Source organism: Agrobacterium sp. CG160-95 (assembly GCF_053521725.1).
In genome coordinates this window covers 26,194-49,093 of sequence record NZ_JBNWDU010000008.1, presented here as the reverse complement: position 1 = coordinate 49,093, position 22,900 = coordinate 26,194, and the positions used below count along the sequence as shown (strand labels likewise).

Sequence of the window (22,900 nt, the reverse complement as noted above, 5' to 3'; positions counted from 1 at the left end):
GCCGCAAAAGACCGGCGCAGAGCGGCGATAGTTCCTGAAATCACAAAGACAAGAAACAACGCGACCAATCAGGATTTCTTAATGACGATACGTTCTTCGCTTTTTTCCTTCTCCCGTCGGGGTCTGCTGACCACCACTCTCGCAGGGGCAATCGCGCTTCTGACGACGATGGGGCCTGCTCCGGTTGAGGCAGCCGATACCCCACGCAATGGCGGCGACATTACCTTCCTCATCGATTCTCTCGGCGACACCTGGATCCCGAACAACAGCGCCATTTCCAGCTTTCAGGGCCATATCTGGGGCCATGTCGCCGACAAGCTGCTTTATGTCGATGCCGACGGTAAGGTCAGCCCCTGGCTTGCCGAGCGCTGGGAGCAGAACGACAATGCCACCGAATTCACGCTTCACCTCAAAAACGGCGTGACCTTCTCCGATGGCACACCGCTGGATGCAGCGGCGGTCGTCGCCAATCTCGACATCTGGTATGCCGGACGCAAGAGCGAAGGCATCAACCCGATCGGTCTTTTCCCCAAGACCTACGACCATGCTGAAGCGGTGGACGCATCCACGGTGAAGGTCTTCTTCAAGAAGCCGACGCTCGGCTTTATTCCGACGCTCGGTTACCACGGCTCGATCCTGATCTCGCCGAAGACCATCGCCCAGCCCGCCACCCAGCAGGCCGATCTCAGCAAGACTTCCGGCAGCGGCCCCTATGTGGTCGAATCCTGGAAGGAGGGAGATTACGTCAAGCTGGTCAAGCGCAAGGATTACAATTGGGGTCCTGCCGCCGTTGGCCACACCGGCCCGGCCTTCCTCGATTCCATCACCTATAAGCTGGTGTCGGAACCGTCGTTGCGTGTCGCCTCGGTCCAGTCCGGCCAGGCCGATGTCGCCTATAATGCTTCGCCGCAGGAGCTGAAGTCACTGCACGAAGAGGGCTTTACCGTCGCAACGCCGCGTTATCTCGGCTTCGTCAACGGCTGGGCGGTCAACACCAAGCTTCCGCCCTATGATGATGTGAAGGTTCGCCAGGCGCTGCAGGCCGGCGTGAACCGTCAGGAAATCATCGACACCGTCTATACGCCAGACTGGAAGCTCGCCACGTCCTTCATCCAAAGCAACGTGCCGGGCGCGACCGACCACAGCGCACTTCTCGCTTACGATCCCGCCAAGGCCGAAAAGCTGCTCGACGAGGCGGGCTGGGTCAAGGGTGCCGATGGTATCAGGACCAAAGACGGCAAACCGCTGTCGCTGACGATCCACTCCAATCCCTATCTCGCGACATCCAAGTCGGTCGATGAACTCATCGCCCAGCAACTCGGCAAGCTCGGCTGGAAAGTCGCTATCCGCGCTTACGACGTCGTGACCTTTGGTGAAAAGGTCAAATTCGGCGGTGCGGCCATCCCGACCTATGAGGTGACGCGCAGCTTCATCGATGCAGGCACCGTCGCCAGCATTCTCACCAACGCCAACAATGGCGAGAACTGGTTCGCCCTTGACGACCGTGACGCGACGCTCAACGGATTGCGCGACAAGATCGCCGGCGCCGGCTCTGTCGACGAGCGCAGCCCGCTTCTCGATGAGCTGCAGAAATATGTCCTTGAGCAGGGCTATTTCATTCCGCGAACGCAGATCGTGCAGCGGATCTACGTGCAGTCCCCGAAGCTGAAGGGCGAAGTGTATAACGGCGTGGCTTATGCCAGCTACTACACCGCCTCCATCAGCGACTGACGCGCACAACAAGGCAACGTTGAAGGAGGTCACCGGCATGAGCAATGCCTACCTAACCTACGCCGCAAAGCGGCTTGGCCAGGCGGTCGTCGTCATACTGCTGGCCTATGTCTTCACCTTCGTGGTCGTCAGTATCCTGCCTGGCGACCCGATCACCAGCGTGCTCAGGAACCCGCAAAACGGGTTTACCGAGCAGGAGATCGCGGAAATCATCGCCGCGCAGGGCCTCGACAGACCGGTTCTCGTGCAGCTGTGGTCGTCCCTGTCGGGGTTTCTGACTGGTGATCTGGGCATGTCGATGCGCTCCAACCGGCCGGTGGCGACCCTCATCGCTGAAGTGCTGCCATCGACACTGATCCTTGCATCCACGGGACTTGCCGTCGCCTTGATTCTGGCAATGGCCGTTGCTTACGGAACCCAGGTGGTACCAAAGCGCTACGGCCAGGGATTGCTAAGAGCTTTCCCATCGCTGTTTCTCTCGACACCGAATTTTGTGATTGGTCTGATACTGATCCATCTCTTCGGCTTTCAGCTGCGCCTCTTCCGCGTTATCGAACCAGATAGCTTCTGGGCAACGGTGTTTGCCGCAATCACAATCGGAATTCCTTTCTCTGCGCAAATCGCCGAGGTGCTTATAGCGAACCTCGACAGGGAGGCAGAACAGGAATACGCGGCCGTCGCCCGCAGCCGCGGCATCGGACAGGCGCGGCTGTTTGCACAGCATCTGCTCAAGCCTGCCTCGTTGCCCGTCGTCACCGTGATCGCCATCACCGTCGGTGAACTGCTTGGCAATTCACTCATCACCGAGTCTGTCTTTGGGCGAACCGGTCTCGGCAGCCTGGTGCAGCGCTCCGTGAGCACGCAGGACCTGCCCGTCCTGCAAGCGATCGTTTCGCTGGGAGCCGTGGTGTTCGTGCTCGTCAACCTGATTGCCGATCTTCTTTATCCCCTGCTCGATCCACGCGTGCAAATTCTCGGCGCGCGAAAGCCTCGCTTGGCCATTACAGAGGATTCCTCCACCACCACCAAGGCGGTGACACCATGACTTTCGCCTCGAACGCTTCCCTGCCGGGTGCGACCCCTGCAAACAGGCTGACAGGCCTGCGGATACCGCTGACCGTCGCCTTGTCCTTCGCCATTATCGCGCTCGTCGTCGCCTGGTCACTGGCGCCCGGCCTGTTTACCAGTCACAGCCCGGTCGTCGGGGTGCCGACGAACAAATTGCTCGGCCCAAGTCTTGCGCATTGGTTCGGCACCGACCACCTCGGCCGCGATGTCTATGCACGCGTCGTTTATGGCACGTCCTCTTCCGTCTCCAGCGCACTCGTCGCGGTCGTGATCGGCGTCTTCGCTGGCGGTCTCATCGGGCTTCTTGCGGGCTTTCTCGGCGGCTGGGTCGATATCACACTTGCCCGGCTGGTCGATGTGCTCTTGGCAATTCCAAAGTTTCTGCTGGCGGTGATCGTGGTCACCGCCATCGGTTTCGAGACCATCAATGCCGCCATCGCCACCGGCGTCTCCGCCGTGGCGGTCTTTGCCCGCGTCACGCGTGCGGAGGTCATCAAGACCAGACAGGCGACATTCGTGGAGGCTTCGTACCTGCTCGGCGGCTCGCGCTGGTTCATCCTTCTGCGCCACGTTCTGCCTAACGCGTCGCGCTCGGTGCTGCCGCTTGCCGTGTTGCAGTTCGGCGAGTCGATCCTCGTGATCGCAAGCCTTGCCTTTCTCGGATACGGCGACCCGCCGCCCGCCTCCGACTGGGGCCTGCTGATCTCGATCGGCAAGGATTACCTCAAATGGCCGTGGCTCGTATACGCCCCCGCCTTCGTCACAATCGCGACCGTCCTCTCTGTAAACAGGATCAGCCGATGGCTACGCAAGACAGACTGACCACCACTATCGCCCGCCCCGTTACCTTTGCGGCCAGACCGCAGCCGCAGCAGGCTCCTGTCCCGCTTCTCCGGGTCAACGATCTTTCGGTCGCCTATGGAGGCCAGGAGGTCGTCAGCAATGTCGGTTTCGAACTCGGCCGTGGCAAGAGCCTTGCCCTTATTGGCGAGTCCGGCTCCGGCAAATCGACAATCGCCCGTGCGGTCCTGCGGCTTTTGCCAAGCGGGGGACATGCCACCGGCCACGTCACCTTTGGTGATCAGGAGATATTGGGACTGCCAGAGCGCAGCTTCCGACCGCTGCGGGGACGCGCCATCGGCTTTGTCCCGCAGGATCCAGGCAATTCGCTCAATCCGGTGCGGACAATCGGCGCGCAGGCCATGGAGGCGGCCGCACTTCTCGACGAGCCTGACAAGGCGATCCGCAAGGCCCTCATTCTCGAGACCTTCGCGCAGGTGGGATTGGACAACCCGGGTGTTGTCTACGAGTCCTACCCGCACCAATTATCCGGCGGCATGTTGCAGCGGGTGCTCATAGGCCTTGCGGTTCTGCCGCGCCCGTCACTTCTGGTCGCAGACGAGCCAACGTCTGCGCTCGATGTGACGATCCAGAAGCGGATCCTCGATCTGCTCTCGCGGTTGCAGCACGAGCTGGATATCAGCCTGCTCCTCATCACACACGATCTGGCGATCGCCGCCGAACGGGCGGATTCGCTGGTAGTCCTGAAGGGTGGCAAGGTTCAGGAAGCCGGAAGCACCGCATCGGTGTTTTCCGCACCGGCCTCTGCCTATGCAAGGAAGCTGCATGCGGACGTGCCGGCACTCAATCCGGATCGCTACGCCCGGCTGCGCGATCCGGGTTTCCGTCTGCTGAAGGCAGAGTCCACCACGACGCCAAAGATCGCGGTCAATGCCGTCACCAAGAATTTCAGGGTCGGCGACAGGGTGTTGACGGCGGTCAACAACGTCTCCTTCAACGTGCCTGCAGGTACCACCCATGCGCTGGTTGGCGAGTCCGGCTCTGGCAAGACGACAACCATTCGGCTGCTGCTTGGCCTCGAGGAACCCGACACCGGCACGATATCGGTAGCCGGCGAAGAATTGACCGGTCGCTCCCGCACGTCGCTGCGTTCAACATGGCGCCATCTTCAGTTCGTTTACCAGAACCCGTTTACCTCGCTTGATCCCACCTGGAGCGTCGAACAGCTGGTGCGCGAGCCGCTTGATCGTTTCAAGATCGGAACCCGTGCGGAACGGCTCGAAACTGTTCGTGAGGCTTTGGCCAATGTGGGCTTGAGCGAACACCTTCTCAACCGCAAGCCGACGGCCCTTTCGGGTGGCCAGCGCCAGCGCGTTGCCATTGCAAGGGCGCTGGTTCTCCGACCGGATGTGATCGTGCTCGACGAGCCGACCTCCGCACTTGATGTCAGCGTCCAGGCAGACATCGTCGATGTGCTGCTCTCGCTGCAGGCGAAGCTCGGCCTGACCTATGTTTTCGTGTCGCATGATCTGGCACTGGTACGCCAGCTCGCCCACACCGTTTCGGTGATGCAGCGCGGGCGTATCGTCGAACATGGAACGGTCGTCGATATCTTCGACAATCCGCAGCATCCCTATACCGCGTCGCTGCTGGAATCGATCCCATCCGGTGCCGCAACCATCGCCCGTGCGCCACAGCCGCTGCCCCGGCGGGTTCACGATAAGGAAAAGATCGCATGACCATCGCTGCACCCATCAATACTGCGTCTACGTCCTTCCGCCCCAAACAGCGGCTCGGCTTCAATACCCGTGTATCCTTCAGCGACGATGCCGGGCCGGCGCAGGGGCTGCGTGAGGGTATCGAACTGTTCAAGGTTGCCGAACAACTGGGCTACCAGTCCGGCTGGGCCTATCAGCGGCATTTCGATCACTATCTGTCCTCGCCACTTCCGTTCTTCGCCGCTGCCGGCCAGCATACCCGGCATATTACGCTCGGTTCTGCGGTCATCCCCATGCGCTATCAGGATCCGATCCTGCTTGCCGAGGCGGCCGGCACGACCGATCTTTTGATTGATGGGCGACTGGAACTTGCCATTTCGACCGGCGCAAACGCCGCCTTTGACGCGGTATTCGGCACGGTCGACACCGATGCCCGCACAGAGGCCAGGCGTCGTCAGGCCCGCTTCCTCTCGGCAATCGCTGGCGATGTCCTGCACCGTGTCGAAGGCGGCCAATCCAACCCGGAGGGCACGGCACTGCGTGTCACGCCGCATAGCCCGACACTGCGTTCGCGCATCCGGCAGGGTGCAGCAAGCATTGCTTCGGCTGTGCAGGCGGCGGAACTCGGCATCGGCCTTATCTCGGGAACCGTCCAGCACGATCAGGCAGAAGGCGAGAGCTTCGGGGAATATCAGGCCCGAATCATCGAGGCCTTCCGTTCCACATGGCGAAAGACATGGACAACGGAACCGCCGTCGGTCGCCGTCGCCGCCTCCATCCTGGTTGGCACCACAGCCGAGCTTCGCGAAAAATACGCCGCCTATGATCTGGAGCGGCGTACCAAGGGTATTGCCGCATCTCGCCCCAAAGGCGCTCTCGAACAGGCAGCCCAGCCAGCGGGGTTTCAAATTTCGCCCGTTTTCCAGGGCACGCCCGATCAGGTGCTGGAATCGGTATTCAACGATCCGGGCCTTGCAGCAGCCGATGAGGTCGTACTGTTTTTGCCGCCTGCCTTCGGTCTCGCCGAAAACATACAACTGCTGACCGATCTGGCGGACACGGTGGCTCCGAGCCTGGGCTGGTCGCCCACCTTTTAACCGTTAGGGCACCGAGCGATTGCCACTTCGTGGCCGCGACTTGAAGACGGAAACGCGGCGGCGGTTGCTGGTCCTATATCGAAGGCCGTCGCAGGGAATATTTTCTACATATTCGATAGAAAAAGAAAGACCTGTCTTCCTCGTTCCTGCGCCGCGCCCTAACATGCTTGCATTGAACCTGAAGGAGCGCCCATGTCCGCGGAATTTATCAGCGTAAGCTTTCCCAATGCATCGAACGATCTAAACCCCGTTCCAGACGCACCTGTGGATCCTGTTTTTCTGGAGCGCTATGCCCGCGCCCTTGATGATTACGGTTTCAACTATACGCTGATCCCTTACTCCTCATCGTCTTTCGATCCTTTCACGCTGGGCGCCACGGTGCTCGCGCACACGAAAAACATCAAGATCATCGTCGCCCTGCGGCCGAACACGGTTTATCCCACAGTTGCGGCCAAGTCGCTCGCGACGCTCGATCAGTTGAGTGGTGGACGTGTCGTGGTGCACTTCATTGCCGGCGGCAGCGATGAAGAACAGGCGCGTGAAGGCGACTTCCTCAACAAGGAAGAACGCTATGAGCGCCAGGAGGAATATATCCGCATCCTGCGCCTGGCCTGGACCTCGAAAGAGCCCTTCGACTTCGACGGAAAATATTACCAGTTCAAGCAATTCCGCAGCGCGGTGCGGCCCACAAACGGGCTCATTCCGATTTCGCTCGGTGGCTCCTCGGACGCCGCCTATCGCATCGGCGGTTCGCTCTGCGATATCTTCGGCCTGTGGGGAGAGCCGCTTGCCGAAACCAAGCAGCAGATCGAGCGGGTCTATGCGGAAGCCGCAAAGGCGGGCCGCACGGATCGCCCCCGGATCTGGGTCACATTCCGGCCAATCGTCGCCGAGACGGATGAGCTTGCCTGGGAAAAGGCTCACAGAACTCTGGATCGGTTGAACGAGAACCGCCAGAAAGGTGTAACACGCGCACCGCTCAACGCGCCGCGCCCGGCCAATGTCGGTTCGCAACGGCTTCTGGAAATCGCCGCACGCGGCGATGTGCATGATCGCGCCCTCTGGTATCCGACGGTCACCGCCACCAATGCCAGCGGCGCCACCACTGCGCTGGTCGGTTCGCCACGCACCATTGCGGATTCCATCCTCGACTACATCGATCTTGGCGCTGACCTGATCTCGATCCGCGGCTACGACAATTACAACGACGCGGTGGATTATGGCCGCTACATCCTGCCTCTTGTCCGCGAAGGCATTCGCGAACGGGAAGATGCGAAGAAAAAGACCGCTGCATAATGCCGCGATCCAGCCCGGTCGCCTGACCGGGCATTTTTTTGAAGTGCAGACGGAGCCAATCGCCCCTGATGGGGAAATGGTATTCCCCACAGCCAGAGAGCCTCGACCACGCATGTCTCATGACCCAACTGTCCTAGACGCAACCGCTCGCATCCTTGAACAGGCCGCACCGGATGCGGACCAGACTGGCCAGTTTCCCTGGACGGGTATCCGTGCCGTTCATGAAAGCGGCCTCCTCGAAAGCACGGTTGCGACACGTTATGGCGGCCAGGGGGCGACGCTTGCCGATACCGCCCACATTCTGGCGGCACTTGGCCGGGGCGATCCTTCCGTGGCGCTGATCAGCGCCATGACGATCTTTACCCATCTCGCCCAGGCCGCGAAAAACCACTGGCCCGAAGATCTCTACCGGCGGCTTCTGACGGACGCCAAACAACGGCCGTTGCTGCTCAATGCCGCGCGTGTCGAGCCGGAGCTGGGGTCGCCGGCGCGCGGTGGCCTGCCCGCGACGCTCGCCCGCCGGACAAACAATGGCTGGTCTATCACGGGCCGAAAACGCTTCGTGACGGGCGCATATGGTCTCACGCATTTCCTTGTCTGGGCGCATACTGACGAAACGCCGGCGCGGGTGGGAACATTCGTGGTGCCGAATGGGTTGCCGGGCATCAAGGTCATCGAGAACTGGCAGAGCCTCGGCATGCGCGCTACGGGATCGCACGATGTCGAATATGCCAATGTCGAAATCCCGGCAGAAAACGTCATCGACCTCGTCGATCCATCGGTCGCCCAGCAGGACAACCGGGCGCATGCGGCACTCACGCTGGCTTTGACAGCGCTTTACCTCGGCGTGGCAGAAGCCGCTCAGGCCAAGTTCATCCGCTTCGCGCATGAGCGTGTGCCGGCCAATCTCGGCCATCCCATCGCCCGCACGGAACGTTTCATAACGCTTTCAGGCGAAATCGATCTTCTGGTCTCAGGCGCCCGCCAGATCATTTTCGGCACGCTCGAAAACAACAATGGCGATGCGGAAGGATTCATCAGGGCAAGGCTGCTTGCCGGCCGGCAGCTGCGTGATGCCGTCGAGATCGCAGTGCGCGGCATCGGCAATCCAGGTCTTGGTAGCGAACTGGGCCTCGAACGACATTTCCGCGACATCCAGACGGTGCTCGTCCATGCGCCGCAGGAGGATACGTCGATTGCGATTTTGGGCCGCTCCGCCTTTGGCCGCTGGAGCCGCGAGGAGACTGCGGCCGCCCAACCTTCGGCAGGACTGCAAATCCTGAAATCCGCCTGACTATCGTCCCAGCGCCAGGGCACCACTAACCGTGGGCAAGCTTTCGCGCCGGGCCGAAAACCACAAAGCTCAGAGCGGCGAGCAACCAGACACTGATGCCGGCATAAAGCATGACCAGACCGAAACCGTCTGCGAGTGCCTGATGGACGAGTGCATCCGAAACACGCTCAACCGACGATCCCGCGGTTCCCGCCGCGATCTTCTCCGCGAGCGAACGCAGGGCGGGCAAATCCGCGCCGGACGGCAGGTTGACCCTAAGCGACGACCAGACGCCCTCAACCAGAATGAAGCCCATGATCGGGATGTTGATGGCAAGCGAGATCATTCGCGCGCTCATGTCGATGCCGGAGGCCATGCCGGAACGGGCAGCGGGAACGGCACCGGTAGTCGTATTGGTGACCGGCGTGTTGGTGAGGCCAAGCCCGACACCGGACAGGATGCAGCCGGGCAGCATGGTGAGCCAGCTCGCATCTGCGACACTGCTGCCAAGTTTCATCAGCATGAAACCGAGACCGATGGTGAACAGCCCGGCCGGGACGACAAGACGGGGTTGATAACGCAGCGACAGACGCTCGGCCAACGGCGGTACGATCAGCGCTGGCAGCGTATAGGCAAGCAGACCGAGACCGGCGGTGACGCTGTCATAACCAAGGCCCGCCTGAAACCAGATCGGCAGATAGATCATGAACGGCCAGAAGCTGATGTTCATCGCCGCCGAGCCGATAATCGCGCCGGAAAATGGCCGGATGCGGAATACGGAGAAATCAAACATCGGCCTTGGCGTGAGCTTTTCGACGATCACGAAGGCGATGAAACTCGCGACTGATAGACCAAGGATCAGAAGTGCCTTTGAACTGGCAAAGCCGAGTTCCGGTCCCTGGGTGATGAAAAACGCAAGGCAGAACACGGCAACCGAGAGTGTGGCGATACCGGCAAGATCAAGACGGGTCGCATCCGGATCACGCGATTCTTCGACACCGCTTGCTGCAAGGAACAGTGTCACAATGCCGAGGGCCACGTGAACGAGGAATACCCACTCCCAGCTCCACAGCGCAACGATGGCTCCGCCGATGATCGGCCCGAAACCCAGCCCGACGCCGGAGACAATACCCCACCAGCCGAAAGCCATTCCACGCTCGCGGGCCGTGCGGAACTGATGTGACAGAATGGCGATCTGGCATACCAGCATCGCTCCACCGCTTAGTCCCTGAAGGAAGCGGACGCCGATCAGCACCGCCACGCTTTCAGTCATGCCGCAGGCGAGGGAGGAAATGGCGAAAGCGACGATGGTCGCGATGAAGACGCGTTTGCGACCGAAGCGGTCGGCCAACGCGCCGGTTGCCATCAGCACCATCGTCACGCCGATCGTATAGGCGTTCATGATCCACTGAAGCTGCCGGAAATCCGCGTGCAGCACCTGCTCGAGCGTCGGCAGGATCGCCGGCACGCTGGAGATTTCCAGCCCGAACATCAGAGCGGAGAGACAGACGGCTGCGAGCGCAATGGCACTTCTACTCCGGGTTGGGGCGGTAACGGCAAGGGTCATTCTTCAGCCTTTCGTGGTTCGGACTGAAGCATCAGAAGACATGCACGCTTCGATCCGTGTTTTGCAGAGTCCAAGGCAAATTAGTGAAAGCTTGACCATAACTGAATTGGATGCTTGGATATTTCAGAGACAACAAATTTGGATTATTAAAAGTGACCACTCTGGATGTGGATGCCGTTCAGGCTTTCGTCACCATCGCCGATCTGCAGAGCTTTACCCGCGCTGCCGAAACGCTCGGAACCACGCAGGGTGCCATCAGCGTCAAGCTCAAGCGGCTGGAAGACCGGCTCGGCCAGCGGCTTCTTGAACGGACGCCGCGTTCGGTGCGGCTTTCCGCGCAAGGCGCCGTGTTTCTCACACCAGCCCGCGAATTCCTTGCCGCGCACGATCGCGCCATGGCAGGGCTTTTTTCCACGCGCCGACGCTTTGGCCTTGGCATCGCCGCCCATGTTGCCGGGCCGGAAGTGCCAACGCTGCTGGCGCGGCTCAACGCGCACGATCCGGGACTGACGATAGAAGTGCGGATGGACAATTCCCGCACGTTGCTGGATGCCTTCGACCGCGGCGAGATCGATGCTGCAATCATCCGGCGCGAGGATGACAGGCGTGATGGCGAAGTGCTCGGGCCAGAGCATTTCGGCTGGTTCGCAGCCCCGCAATTCGAGCATCGTCAGGGCGAGCCGCTGCGACTGGCGGCGCTTTCGCCCGCCTGCGGTGTACGCGACATCGCCGCCCGTGCTCTTGATTCCGCCGCCATCGCGTGGACGGAAGTCTTTCTTGGCGGCACCTCATCGATGGTGACCGCGGCCGTTTCGGCAGGTCTCGCCATTTCGGCATTCTCCTGCCGCCTAGCGCCACCCGGTACAATCGAGGTCAGCCAGCGTTTCAGCCTCCCGCCGCTGCCTTCCACCGAGATCGTGATGTTCTCGACCCTTACCGACAGCAGATCCCGTGAGGCGCTGCGCACACTGGCCGCCGCTTTCCGGGAGCATCGGCCGTGACTGTGAGCGACACCCAGTGGGTGCACAGGTCCTTGACTGGTCGCGCGCCCAGGTCGCACGGATGCGCCCAAGCCGGAGTACACGGGCGCTGGAAGCCATCATCCGCGATCTCATCGAGACCCGCGATGGCGCGACATATTTCGCCGAACGAGTATGGGGCATTTCCATCCGCTATGAGCTAGGCGGCAACCATCCGCTGGTGGGCTGCAGCGTTCCGGACTTCGCACTGGCGGACGGGAGGAGGACCGGCGAACTTCTGAGAGAGGGCAAAGGTCTGCTTTTGCACTTTAGCGCGGACGCATCGCGCGAAGCGCTGGCAGGCCGCTGGAACGGCCGGATCTCCTATGTCGCCGGCAATGCCGTCGACCAATTGGGCTTGAGCACAGTCCTGGTGCGCCCCGATGGTATCGTCGCCTGTGCCACGGAGTCTGCTCCGGACAAGGAGAAATTCGCAAGGGCAGCAGCCCGTTGGTTCGGAGAGATTTGAAGGTTATGTGAAGTGGCCGATCCGGTTGCCAAGCCATTTCTTCGGCAGATATGCCAGCCCCCGGCAATCTAGAGATTGTTTCATTGCCTTCCTGCGTCAGCCGTACCGATGTATCGTCCTTCCTATCAATGCAATGGAGTCATCATGTCCCTTCCCCAGAAAATCGGCTTTATCGGAACCGGCGCTATCACCGATGCGATGGTGCGGGGGCTCCTCAGCACGCCTTCCGCCGTGCCGCATGTCATGGTGTCCCAGCGCAGCGCGGATATCTCGGCCAGGCTTGCCGCCGATTTCCCGCAGGTGATCGTCTCCAGCGACATTCAGGCGATTGTTGACGGCTGCGATACCGTCGTTCTGGCCATCCGCCCGCAGATCGCCGAGGACGTCATCCGGCCGCTGCGGTTTCGCGAGGGGCAGAAAGTCATAAGCGTCGTTGCCGCAACCGGTCGACATGCACTGCTTGACTGGATCGGCGCGGATGTGCGCCTGACCCAGGCGATCCCGCTGCCTTTTGTCGCCCGCCGCAAAGGCGTCACGGCCGTTTACCCCTCCGATGCGGATACCGCCGCGATCTTCAACGTGCTCGGCAATGCGGTGGAATGTGAAATAAAGGCGGAATACGACCTTCTCGCCGCCGCAAGCGCCCTGATGGCAACCTATTTCGGCATTCTGCAACAGACGACGGAGTGGTTGGCCGAAAACGGCCTGCCGGAAGAAAAGGGCCGCGCCTATCTTGCACCCCTCTTCGCCGGCCTCTCCGAAGTGGCGCTGCTTGCCGGCAAGGACACGGACTTTACCGATCTCAGCCGCGAATTCGCCACCAAGGGTGGCCTGAACGAGCAGGTTCTTCAGGACTTTGACGGCAATGGCGGTTCGAGCGCATTGAAGCGGGCATTGAGCCGCGTGCTGGAACGGATTACGCAGTAGACAGTGCGCGCCGACAATCGATCCGAACAGAAAGAACGATGCCATGACCTTTACTATCCATATGATCGATGTATTCGGCTCCGGCCCGCTTTCTGGCAATCCGCTGGCGGTCGTCACGGGTGCAGACACCTTGACCACGGATGACATGCAGCGATTGACGCGGTGGTTCAATCTGTCCGAAACCACGTTTCTGCTGCCGCCCACCCACCCCCAGGCTGATTACCGTGTCCGGATATTCTCACTGGACCGGGAGATGCCTTTTGCCGGACACCCTACGCTCGGCACTTGCCATACCTGGCTTTCCGAAAACGGCCTGCCCAAAAGCGAAACGGGCATCGTTCAGGAATGCGGTGCCGGTCTGGTGACGATCCGGCACGCGCATGGTCGACTTTCCTTTGCCGCTCCGCCCCTTGTCCGTTCCGGCGCGCCGACACCCGCAGAGCTGGAAGAGGCCCGGCAGCTGCTGGGAATAGAGACACGCGACATCGTTGATGCCGCATGGATCGACAATGGCCCCGGCTGGTTGGGGATCAGGCTGGCATCGGCTGAGAAGGTGCTTACCCTTGAGCCGGTCCGCAGCTGGCCCGGCCGCATTGACGTTGGCGTCGTTGGTCCGCACGCAAATGGCGGCGAAGCCGCCTTCGAGGTTCGCGCCTTCTTCAGCGATCATCTGGGCGCCATCGCCGAGGATCCTGTCACCGGAAGCCTCAACGCCTCGCTGGCGCAATGGCTGTTTGCGACAGGCGTGGTCGCGGAAGACTATGTCGCCGCCCAGGGCACACGTCTTGGCCGTCAAGGCCGCATTTACCTGACCCGCGATGATACCGGCCAGATATGGGTCGGCGGCGAGACACGCACGCAAGTCGAAGGCCGGCTGCACGGCCTTTGAAAAGACAGATAATGACGAGGTGACTCGATGAATAGCAGTGTTTACCGCCCGATTTCGCAACGCGTATTGGCGGATGATTGGGGACGGCTGACCAAATATGAGTATGAACTTCAGCTAAGGGACGGAAGCTGGCAACGGCAGACCCGGGAGGCTTATGATCGCGGCAACGGAGCGACATGCCTGTTGTACAACCCCGCAAACGACCATGTTTTGCTCACCCGCCAGTTCCGTTTGCCGGTTCTCTTGAACGGCGGCCTCGAGTCGCTGATCGAGACACCGGCGGGGCTGCTGGAAGGCGCTGAACCGGCAGCGCGCATGCGTGCGGAACTGATGGAGGAGACCGGTTATGAGGTTTCCGAGCTCACCCATCTGTTCGATATCTATATGAGTCCCGGATCGGTCACCGAATACCTCGCCTTTTTCTACGGCGAATATGCCGAGAACCATAAAGTGGGCACAGGCGGCGGCTCCGCAGACGAGGGAGAAGACATAGACGTGCTGGAAATCGCTCTGCCAGACGCTATGCAGATGATCAGCCGCGGCGATATTCGCGACGCCAAGACCATCATTCTGCTCCAGCACCTCACCATCCGGCTTTTGCAGGAAAAGCACGGAACACGCTGATCTCGACCGCAATATCTACCAATGCGGAAGCGATGCTGATTACGGCCAGACTACAGGATCAACAGGACGAATTTGCCTGACGTAGACTGGCCGAAACCCATCACTTGCGTTGGGCAACAAAGAACAAAGACTTACGATTTGGGCTTCACCTGCCATCCTCAAAACGGAATGCGGGAAAGCCCTTGATGTCGGACGGAATGACCCAAACGCCACCGGAAAGAGGTACCTCGCTCAGCCTGTCTTGCGTCATGTTATGGCGGTGCGATGTCACGAAAAGCGAGCCGAAATCCGGCCCGCCAAAGCAGGGCATCGTTGGATGCGGAACAGGCATCCTTACCGTCCCGATCTGTTGACTGCCGTCTTCCGAGAAAATGTTCAAAACGCCCGCAGAGACACCCGCGCTCCAATATCGGCCGCTTATGTCAAGACATCCACCATCGGGCCTTCCGGTCTCTTCCTGCATTTGTGCGACGAGCACACCTTCATCAAATACACCGTTGGTTTTGTCGAAATTCCGCCTGCGTATCCATTTCTGCACGGAATCGCTTTGCCACATGACGGAACCGTCCTGCGAAAAAGCGAGGCCGTTGGGACATGTCAGTCCGGTCTGGATACGTTCGGCCCCGTTATTCGTAATACGCCAGAGCTCTCCATGGGGCTGCATCTGCGAGAGCGGGACATTGTGCATGGTACCAACCCAGAAAGCTCCATCCGGACCGACACGTCCGTCATTCAGCCGGCAGGCGATGCCTTCAGGTGCGGGAATGGAATGAAGTGTGCGCCGCGCGCCGCTTTCCGGATTGAGGATGAGTATATCCATCCCGCAAGCGGCAATCAGATCACCGCTCTGACAGAGCCCAAGACTGGAGACGGTTTCCGGGAACGTCCATTCACGATACTGGACGCCGCCCAGCCCAGCTGAACGTAGCTTCTTGCCAAGAATGTCACACCAGAACAGGACCTGACGTCTTTCGTCCCACACCGGGCTTTCCGCAAGAATGCTGATTTCGTCGCACAGTAGTCCTGCCTGATCGACCGCAGGCGCGTTGTCGAAATTTGCTGTTGTCATTTTCTGTCTGAACCGTTGAATTGCGCAGCGTGGCGTTATTCGAAATATTCCTGATGTGCTTCGAAGATCTGCGACAGAATGCCGAGGACGCGGCGGAGATGCTGGCGCAGATAATCCACCGCGCTCTCCTCCTCACGCGCCTTGATTGCATTGTATACGGCCTCATGCTCCGTCAGCAGTCTGGCCATGTGTGCTTCGTCGGTAATCGCCAGCGCTCGCAGGCGGTCTAGCCCAGCCTTTTCCCGGATCAACAGGGTCTCCAGCCTTTCGAGGCCGGTTGCGGCGGCAAGGGCGCTGTGGAACTGGTCGTCATGGATACGGAAGACCTTTTTGTCGCCAAGCTCCATCGCCACACGCTGGCCTTCCAGCGCATGCAGGATTTCCTGGTCCGCTTCGGCCGGAATGCCGGTCTGGCAGAGCCTGCGGGCAGCGGCAACCTCCAGCGCCTCACGAATGAACTGCGCGCTGCGGATATTTTTGTCCGACAGTCTGGAGACATAGGTCCCGCGGCTCGGCAGGGTGACGATCAAACCGTCATCTCGCAGCCGGCTCAACGCCTCGCGCACCGGGGTGCGGCTGGAGTTGAAGGACTGGCCAATCTCGTTTTCCGACACGGCCTGGCCCGGAAACAGCTCCCTCGAAAGGATGGCAGATTTCAGCGCCGAATAGATCTGGTCCACAACCGGTCGGTTGAAATCCAGTCGTTCCATCATCGGCACCGTGCCGCCTGTCATCGGGATCTTTGGCATACGCTCTCCAAATGTCTTTCTCTATAACCGGTATACCGGAACACTGGTGTGTTGACAACCGGCATACCGGTATGCAATTGAATGGCCATGGGAAGGAGGCTCCCGAATGCAAAATATCAAGACCTGCGTCATCGTTGGTGCCGGAATGGTAGCGAAGACGCATGTGCTTGCCTGTGCGGCAAGCCCTGAAAAAATCCGCCTGAAAGCGATTGTTGACGGTGGCTCCGGCCGCGCGAAAGCGCTGGCTGCCGAAGCGGCAAAACACACCGGTCACCACGTTGCCGTATACGCGTCAATCGAGGAAGCCGCGCGTGACGGCGATGTCGATTTCGCCATCATCGCAACGCCGCCCAATGCCCGCGCCGATATCGTCGGTCCGCTTGCAAAAGCCGGCAAACACATTCTTCTCGAAAAGCCTGTCGCCCGCAACACGCGGGAAGCGGCCGATCTGGTAGCGCTCTGCCGCGATGCGGGTGTAACGCTCGGTATCATTTTCCAGCACCGCATGCGCGCCGCATCGCAAAAGGCGCGCGAACTGGTCGCATCCGGCACGCTCGGCGAACTAGGCCTTTGCGAGATTTCGGTGCCGTGGTGGCGTACCCAGGCCTATTATGATGAGCCGGGACGCGGCACGCTTGCGCGTGACGGCGGCGGCGTTCTGATATCGCAGGCAATCCACACGATCGATCTGGCCCTGAGCCTTGCAGGCCCCGTGGCCCGCGTGCAGGCCATGGCGGCAACGACGCGTTTTCACAAGATGGAAACCGAGGATTACGTATCGGCCGGCCTTCGTTTCAAAAACGGCGCCGTCGGCTCGCTCGTCGCGAGCACCGCAAGCTTTCCCGGTGCGCCTGAATCCATTCTTCTCCATTTCGACAAGGCAAGCCTGCGGCTCGCATCCGGCCTGCTGCATGTAGACTGGCGCGACGGCCGCCAGGAAACCTTCGGTGGTGCCGCTTCCGGCACCGGCGGCGGCGCCGATCCTATGGCTTTCACGCATGAATGGCATCAGGGCGTTTTCGACGATTTCGTCGACGCCATTTCTTCAGGGCGCCCGCCGGTCGTCACCGGTGAAGCAGCTCTTTTGTCTCACAGACTGATCGACGCGATCATCAACTCAGCCGAAACCGGCAAGGAAGTGGAACTGCAGGATGAGTAAACCAATCAAGTTCGTGGCTCTCGGCATAGAGCACAGGCACATTTTCGGCATGGCGCAGAACATGCTGGATGCCGGTGCGCAATTTGCGGGCTGGTGGACGCAAGGCGAGCCGGACGTGGTCGAAGGTTTCGTAAAGCGCTTCCCGGACGTGCCGCGTGCTGCCTCCAAGGAGGATTTGCTGGCTGACCAAACCATCGATCTCGTCATCATTGCCGACATTCCGTCCAAGCGTGCCGATCTTGCCATCGCTGCCATGGAAGCGGGCAAGGACGTCATGTCCGACAAGCCGGGCTGCACCACGTTCGACCAGCTTGAGCGCCTGCGCCAGACCGTTGCCAAGACCAAAAGAATCTGGACCGTCGATTTTTCCGAGCGCTTCGAAGTCCCGAGCGTCACGAAAGCCGCCGAGCTGGTTGCACAGGGTGCCATCGGCCGCGTCATCCAGACGGTTGGCCTTGGTCCGCACCGCCTGAACCGACAAATCCGCCCGACATGGTTCTTCGAACGCGAGGCCTATGGCGGCATTCTCACCGATATTGCCAGCCACCAGATCGACCAGTTCATGTTCTTTACCGGCTCCACCGAAGTTGAGATCGTATCTGCCACCGTTGCCAATTACGCCAACCCGGGCGATCCGGGCCTGCAGGATTTCGGCGAAGTCGTGCTGCGCGGCGACAAGGGCCATGGGTATATCCGCGTCGACTGGTACACACCCGATGCACTGCCGACATGGGGTGATGGCCGCCTGACGATCCTCGGTACCGAAGGTTATATCGAACTGCGCAAATACGTCGATGTCGGCAACACCGAGGGGACAGACCGTCTGATCCTCGTCAATGGCGACCGTTGCGAATATGTCGACGCATCCGGTGCCGGCCTGCCCTACTTCGCCCGTGTATGCGACGATATCCGCAACCGCACGGAAACTGCCATGACGCAGGAACACGTCTTCAAGGTTTGTGACCTCTCGCTTCAGGCGCAGGCCAAGGCTGAAGGAACCGCAGCATGATCGGCGTCGCCATTATCGGCGCCGGTATCGGCGCACAGCATCTCACCGGTTATCTGGCGCTGCCGGAACGTTTCACCGTCAAGGCGATCTGCGATCTTGATGTGGAGCGGGCACGGGCGGTGGCTGGCGAAAATTCTTCCATCCGCATCACGGCGGATCTCGAAGAAGTCCTCGCCGATGAAAGCATTTCGCTCATAGACGTCTGCCTGCCGCCGCATCTGCATTTCCCCGTAATGCTGAAGGCCCACGCGGCCGGCAAGGACGTGGTCTGCGAAAAGCCTCTGGTGCGTTCGCTGGAGGAAGCAAATGCGCTGATGGACTCTGTCAAGAAGACCGGACGGCGCGTCTTTCCGGTTTTCCAGTATCGTTTTGGTCCCGCCCTGCGGCAGCTGCGCGCCCTCATCGACGCCGGACTTGCTGGCAAAGCCTATGTGGCAAGCTCGGAAGTTCACTGGAACCGTGGCGCGAGCTACTACGACATTCCCTGGCGCGGCACCTGGAAGGGTGAATGCGGCGGCGCGATCCTCGGTCACGCCATCCATGCCCACGACCTTCTGTGCCATGTCCTAGGTCCGGTGGAACAGGTCTTCGCCATGGCCGACACCCGGGTGAACAGGATCGAGACGGAAGACTGCGCCGCCATCAGCTTCCGCATGAAGAGCGGCGCGCTCGCCACCAGCTCGGTCACGCTTGGTGCAGCCGACGACACGTCCCGTCTGCGGTTCTGCTTCGAAGGCTTCACGGCCGAAAGCGGAACGCTGCCCTATCGTCCGGCGGAAGATAAATGGCACTTTACGGCGCGGGCGCCGACCACGCAGGACCAGATCGACGCCGTTCTCGCAACGGTGGAAGATGGCGAAAACGGCTTTACCGGTTTTGTCGAGGCGATTGCCAATGCGATGGAGGGTCGCGGGGGCAAGGAAGTGACGATTACGGACGGCTTGCAGTCCATCGAACTCGTAACCGCAATCTACACATCGGTACAGGAAGGCACGGCCGTTCGCCTGCCGCTGACCGCTGACAATGAGCGGCTCAAGGGTTGGGCTCCGCGCGCGTCCGCCACGGCATAATCATCTAAAGGGAGGAAACCAGATGAGCAGAAAATACAGCCTGGCGTTTGCCTTGGCCCTGGGGACGGCATCTTTTGCCGGTGCCGCTGAGGCACAGGAAGTTCGCTTCACCTGCGCCTATGACGGCAACGGCTGCGAAGTCCTGAAGGACATCCTGTCGCGTTACGAAAAACAGCATCCTGACGTCAAGATCGTTACGGATATCGTGCCCTACAAGGCGCTTCTCGAAGGCCTGCCGGTGCAGCTCGCCGGCGGCAGCGGCCCGGATTTCGCAACCGTCACCGATCTTGGCGGCCTCAATCGCTATTATCTCGACCTGACGCCCTACGTGGATGCGAAGTACTGGCAGGACAATTTCGGCGATGTGCTGAAATGGTATCGTAGCGGCCCGGACGACAAGGGCATCTATGGTATGCAGACGCAGCTTACCATTACCGGCGCCTTCATCAACCGCACCTTGTTCGATCAGGCGAAAGTCGCCGTTCCCGGCAAGGATGCGACTTTTGACGACTGGGCGAAGGCAGCAAATGAAGTGGCCAAGGCCACCGGCTCGCCATACCCCATGGCGATCGACCGCTCCGGTCACCGTATCGCCGGTCCGGCTATTTCCTACGGTGCGAAACTTTTCGACGCCGACGGCAAGCCGATCCTGGTCGACGAGGGCTTCACCACTTTCGTGAAGAAATTCGTCGAGTGGAACAAGGACGGTACCATGGCGCGCGACGTCTGGGCCGGTCAGGGTGGCAACACCTACCGCGATGCGGCGCAGGAATTCATCAACGGTCAGCTCGTCTATTATTATTCCGGCAGCTGGCAGACAGCGCGCTTCGACAGTCAGGTCGGCGATGCTTTCGACTGGGAAGTCGTGTCGCAGCCATGCGGACCGGCCGCATGCACCGGCATGCCGGGCGGAACGGGTATCGTGGGCTTCAAACAGACCAAGAACCCCAAGATCGTCGCGGATATTCTGAACTTCCTCGCGCAGGACGAAAATTACCTCGATTTCACCGTCCGTACCCGCAACGTCCCGGCTCACAAGGCCGTCGGCGCAAAGCCTATCGACTACACCGGCGCAACCCCGGCGACCCAGAAGGCCATGAACGCGTGGCTGGATCAGGTCCCCGGTATCAGCCCCGTCGCCTACGCCTATCAGGGCTACAAGAACAACCGTGCGATGTTCAACATTTCCGTCCAGCGCGTCACGCAGGCGATTGTTGGCGAAAGCTCGGTTGACGACGCCATGACACGTGCGAAGGCCGATCTTGAGGAAGCGTTGAAACAGGCGAAGTGATCCATCGCCTTCCGGCGCGGCCTTGCCGCGCCGCGCCGGATCGAAGGAGGACCATCAATGTACAGACTTCTTGCGCCCGTCATGGGCATCATAGAGCTGCCTTTCGCCCTCTTGCAGAAAATGCTCGGGCATCGGCGCATCGCATGGGTGTTTCTGACGCCCAACCTCCTGTTGTTTGCGGTCTTCGCGTTTTTGCCGATCGTTCTCAACATGGCTTATTCAGTGACCGGCAGCGAGCATATCCTGCTGTCGGAACGCCCCTCCGTGGGCGGCGAAAACTTCTCGGTCCTTCTCTCGTGCCAGAACTATTTCGATCCCAATTCCTGTCAGCGCGATCTTTTCTGGCGCTCCGTCTGGAACACGCTTTTCTTCGTCGTGCTGCAGGTCGGGTTCATGGTGGGCTTCTCGCTGATTACGGCGGTCGTGCTCAACCGTGACATCAGGGCACGCGGTTTCTTCCGCGCCGTCTTCTTCTTTCCCGTGCTGCTTTCACCGGTGGTCGTGGCGCTGATATGGAAGTGGATATTGCAGCGTTTCGGCGTCCTGAACGCTGCGCTCGATTCCCTCGGTATCGGTTCGGTGGACTGGCTGCTGGAGGCCAACCTTGCCTTTGGATGGTCGGTATTCCTGTCCGTCTGGGCGCATATGGGCTTCTACACGCTCATCCTGCTTGCCGGCCTTCAGGCCATTCCGCGTGACGTCTATGAGGCGGCACAGCTGGACAAGGCAAGCCCGTGGCGGATTTTCCGACGGATCACAATGCCGCTTCTCGCCCCGACCATGCTGGTGGTTCTCGTATTGTCCCTCATCAAGGGCGTACAGACCTTCGATGAAGTCTTCGCATTTACCGGCGGTGGGCCGGGTTCGGCGACGACCTTCATCATTCAATTCATCTATCAGACTGGTTTTGCCGGAACACCCCGCAACTTCGGACTGGCCGCGGCCGCTTCGCTGCTGCTTGCCGTGGTTCTCGTGGTGCTGACTGCCCTGCAATTCCGGGCCAACAGGAGCAAAGTCGATGGCTAGGATTGGCGCATTTCTAACCCGCACACGCGGCAGAAACGGCAAATTGCACTGGACCGACTGGCTGTCCTACGCCTATCTCGGCGTTGCCGTTTTGATGATGTTCGGACCCGTTCTCTGGCTCGTTCTCTCCTCCTTCAAGACGGAAGCCGACCTCCAGCGGTTTCCGCCGCGCCTGCTTCCCTATGCGCAGGAAACGGTGGTCATTGACGGTCAGGCCGCACCTTTGCCGGCCTTTGTCGACAAGGAAGGCCGCAAGCTCGGCATGATCAGGCGCGTCGGGCTCGTCGCCCAGGTGGTGGATCCGGCAAAGCCCGGCGAAGTCATGAAGATGCCGTTCAACGAGCTGCGCCCGGCCGAGAAGGTTGCACTGGCGACGGAGAACTACACCGAGCTTTTCCAGCGCTTCAACTTTCCGCTTTATTTCTGGAACTCGACCTTCATCACCGTGACGTCGACCGTCATCATGCTGATCGTGAACTCCATGGCGGCCTTTGCACTGTCGAAATACAGCTTCAAGGGCAGAGGCGTGGTTCTGGCACTCGTCGTCGGAACGTTGATGATCCCGCAGACCGTCGTGCTCGTTCCGCTTTTTCTCATCACCAGCCAGCTCGGCATGATCAACAGCCTGTGGGGTGTGATCATTCCAGGAGCGGCCACACCGACAGGGGTATTTCTGCTGCGCCAATACATGCTGACCATCCCGGATGAAATCCTCGATGCGGCACGCATGGACAAGGCCAGCGAATGGAAAATCTACTGGCGCATCATCCTGCCGCTGTCTGCACCGGCGCTCGCGGTATTGGCCATCCTCGCCATCATGTGGCGTTGGAACGACTTCCTGTGGCCGCTTATCGTGCTGACGCGTAACGACAATTTCACCCTGCAACTGGCGCTCAACTCCTTCCAGGGCGAAATGACGACAGAGTGGAGCAATCTGCTGGCCATGACGGTGCTGACATTGGCGCCAATCGCGCTGGTCTTCATGTTCCTGCAAAAATATATCGCCACCGGCATCGCATCGACCGGCGGAAAATGATCCTCAAGGGAG

Annotated in this window: 20 protein-coding genes and 1 pseudogene; 18 read left to right on the top strand and 3 right to left on the bottom strand. The window is 60.3% G+C overall.

Annotation, left to right across the window (positions count from 1 at the left end):
* Nucleotides 1–81: 81 nt before the first annotated feature.
* The 7 genes from ACQZ63_RS23080 (at nucleotide 82) to ACQZ63_RS23050 (ending at nucleotide 9,005) form a co-directional block, all read left to right on the top strand.
* Nucleotides 82–1,731 carry an ABC transporter substrate-binding protein gene (locus ACQZ63_RS23080; protein ID WP_003518073.1) on the top strand — a complete coding sequence of 550 codons (1,650 nt, stop codon included), beginning with the start codon at nucleotides 82–84 and terminating at the stop codon, nucleotides 1,729–1,731.
* Nucleotides 1,732–1,768: 37 nt separating this feature from the next.
* The gene (locus tag ACQZ63_RS23075) at nucleotides 1,769–2,776 is read left to right on the top strand and encodes an ABC transporter permease (protein ID WP_003518071.1); all 1,008 of its coding nucleotides are present in this window, start codon (nucleotides 1,769–1,771) and stop codon (nucleotides 2,774–2,776) included.
* Nucleotides 2,773–3,621 carry an ABC transporter permease gene (locus ACQZ63_RS23070; protein WP_013762004.1) on the top strand — a complete coding sequence of 283 codons (849 nt, stop codon included), beginning with the start codon at nucleotides 2,773–2,775 and terminating at the stop codon, nucleotides 3,619–3,621. The genes ACQZ63_RS23075 and ACQZ63_RS23070 overlap by 4 nt, the downstream gene beginning before the upstream one ends.
* Nucleotides 3,600–5,339 carry a dipeptide ABC transporter ATP-binding protein gene (locus ACQZ63_RS23065; protein WP_035199859.1) on the top strand — a complete coding sequence of 580 codons (1,740 nt, stop codon included), beginning with the start codon at nucleotides 3,600–3,602 and terminating at the stop codon, nucleotides 5,337–5,339. The genes ACQZ63_RS23070 and ACQZ63_RS23065 overlap by 22 nt, the downstream gene beginning before the upstream one ends.
* Entirely contained in the window at nucleotides 5,336–6,415 is a 1,080-nt protein-coding gene (locus ACQZ63_RS23060; RefSeq protein WP_448799406.1) for an LLM class flavin-dependent oxidoreductase, read from the top strand. Before ACQZ63_RS23065 ends, ACQZ63_RS23060 begins: the two co-directional genes overlap by 4 nt.
* A gap of 192 nt (nucleotides 6,416–6,607) precedes the next feature.
* Complete coding sequence (locus ACQZ63_RS23055; RefSeq protein WP_003518064.1) at nucleotides 6,608–7,711, top strand: LLM class flavin-dependent oxidoreductase; 1,104 nt, start codon at nucleotides 6,608–6,610, stop codon at nucleotides 7,709–7,711.
* Nucleotides 7,712–7,823: 112 nt separating this feature from the next.
* On the top strand, nucleotides 7,824–9,005 hold the full coding sequence (locus ACQZ63_RS23050) for an acyl-CoA dehydrogenase family protein (RefSeq protein ID WP_003518063.1): 1,182 nt from the start codon (nucleotides 7,824–7,826) through the stop codon (nucleotides 9,003–9,005).
* A gap of 25 nt (nucleotides 9,006–9,030) precedes the next feature.
* On the opposite strand, the gene ACQZ63_RS23045 is transcribed toward ACQZ63_RS23050, so the two are convergent.
* Nucleotides 9,031–10,551: an MFS transporter gene (locus ACQZ63_RS23045; RefSeq protein WP_448799405.1), complete on the bottom strand. Its 1,521-nt coding sequence runs from the start codon at nucleotides 10,549–10,551 to the stop codon at nucleotides 9,031–9,033.
* Nucleotides 10,552–10,703: 152 nt separating this feature from the next.
* Between ACQZ63_RS23045 and ACQZ63_RS23040 the strand changes: the two genes are divergently transcribed.
* From ACQZ63_RS23040 to ACQZ63_RS23020, 5 genes and pseudogenes are all read left to right on the top strand, one after another.
* The gene (locus ACQZ63_RS23040) at nucleotides 10,704–11,552 is read left to right on the top strand and encodes a LysR family transcriptional regulator (RefSeq protein WP_025595263.1); all 849 of its coding nucleotides are present in this window, start codon (nucleotides 10,704–10,706) and stop codon (nucleotides 11,550–11,552) included.
* A 1-nt stretch (nucleotide 11,553) separates the two neighbouring features.
* Nucleotides 11,554–12,039 (top strand): annotated as a pseudogene (locus ACQZ63_RS23035) (aromatic-ring hydroxylase C-terminal domain-containing protein); the annotation flags it as partial.
* A gap of 144 nt (nucleotides 12,040–12,183) precedes the next feature.
* The gene (locus ACQZ63_RS23030) at nucleotides 12,184–12,966 is read left to right on the top strand and encodes a pyrroline-5-carboxylate reductase (RefSeq protein WP_111802059.1); all 783 of its coding nucleotides are present in this window, start codon (nucleotides 12,184–12,186) and stop codon (nucleotides 12,964–12,966) included.
* 43 nt (nucleotides 12,967–13,009) lie between these two features.
* Nucleotides 13,010–13,855, top strand: a complete 846-nt coding sequence (locus ACQZ63_RS23025; protein WP_111802060.1) for a PhzF family phenazine biosynthesis protein — start codon at nucleotides 13,010–13,012, stop codon at nucleotides 13,853–13,855.
* Nucleotides 13,856–13,882: 27 nt separating this feature from the next.
* Nucleotides 13,883–14,479, top strand: a complete 597-nt coding sequence (locus ACQZ63_RS23020) for an NUDIX domain-containing protein (RefSeq protein ID WP_019566599.1) — start codon at nucleotides 13,883–13,885, stop codon at nucleotides 14,477–14,479.
* Between the two features lie 145 nt (nucleotides 14,480–14,624).
* Here ACQZ63_RS23020 and ACQZ63_RS23015 read toward each other — a convergent pair whose 3' ends face one another.
* Both ACQZ63_RS23015 and ACQZ63_RS23010 read right to left on the bottom strand, forming a co-directional pair.
* Complete coding sequence (locus ACQZ63_RS23015) at nucleotides 14,625–15,548, bottom strand: SMP-30/gluconolactonase/LRE family protein (RefSeq protein WP_162633779.1); 924 nt, start codon at nucleotides 15,546–15,548, stop codon at nucleotides 14,625–14,627.
* A 35-nt stretch (nucleotides 15,549–15,583) separates the two neighbouring features.
* Nucleotides 15,584–16,297, bottom strand: a complete 714-nt coding sequence (locus tag ACQZ63_RS23010; RefSeq protein WP_162633778.1) for a GntR family transcriptional regulator — start codon at nucleotides 16,295–16,297, stop codon at nucleotides 15,584–15,586.
* A 106-nt stretch (nucleotides 16,298–16,403) separates the two neighbouring features.
* Here ACQZ63_RS23010 and ACQZ63_RS23005 point away from each other — a divergent pair, with 106 nt between their 5' ends.
* The 6 genes from ACQZ63_RS23005 to ACQZ63_RS22980 are packed head-to-tail and all read left to right on the top strand — an operon-like array spanning nucleotide 16,404 to nucleotide 22,888.
* Nucleotides 16,404–17,456, top strand: a complete 1,053-nt coding sequence (locus tag ACQZ63_RS23005) for a Gfo/Idh/MocA family protein (RefSeq protein ID WP_013761993.1) — start codon at nucleotides 16,404–16,406, stop codon at nucleotides 17,454–17,456.
* On the top strand, nucleotides 17,449–18,465 hold the full coding sequence (locus ACQZ63_RS23000) for a Gfo/Idh/MocA family protein (protein ID WP_111802061.1): 1,017 nt from the start codon (nucleotides 17,449–17,451) through the stop codon (nucleotides 18,463–18,465). The genes ACQZ63_RS23005 and ACQZ63_RS23000 overlap by 8 nt, the downstream gene beginning before the upstream one ends.
* Complete coding sequence (locus ACQZ63_RS22995; RefSeq protein WP_111802062.1) at nucleotides 18,462–19,535, top strand: Gfo/Idh/MocA family protein; 1,074 nt, start codon at nucleotides 18,462–18,464, stop codon at nucleotides 19,533–19,535. The genes ACQZ63_RS23000 and ACQZ63_RS22995 overlap by 4 nt, the downstream gene beginning before the upstream one ends.
* A gap of 22 nt (nucleotides 19,536–19,557) precedes the next feature.
* Nucleotides 19,558–20,826, top strand: coding sequence for an ABC transporter substrate-binding protein (locus ACQZ63_RS22990; protein ID WP_065663186.1), 1,269 nt, complete (start codon nucleotides 19,558–19,560; stop codon nucleotides 20,824–20,826).
* A gap of 57 nt (nucleotides 20,827–20,883) precedes the next feature.
* On the top strand, nucleotides 20,884–21,852 hold the full coding sequence (locus ACQZ63_RS22985; RefSeq protein ID WP_003518048.1) for a carbohydrate ABC transporter permease: 969 nt from the start codon (nucleotides 20,884–20,886) through the stop codon (nucleotides 21,850–21,852).
* Nucleotides 21,845–22,888, top strand: a complete 1,044-nt coding sequence (locus tag ACQZ63_RS22980) for a carbohydrate ABC transporter permease (protein WP_003518047.1) — start codon at nucleotides 21,845–21,847, stop codon at nucleotides 22,886–22,888. The genes ACQZ63_RS22985 and ACQZ63_RS22980 overlap by 8 nt, the downstream gene beginning before the upstream one ends.
* The last annotated feature ends 12 nt before the right edge of the window (nucleotides 22,889–22,900 follow it).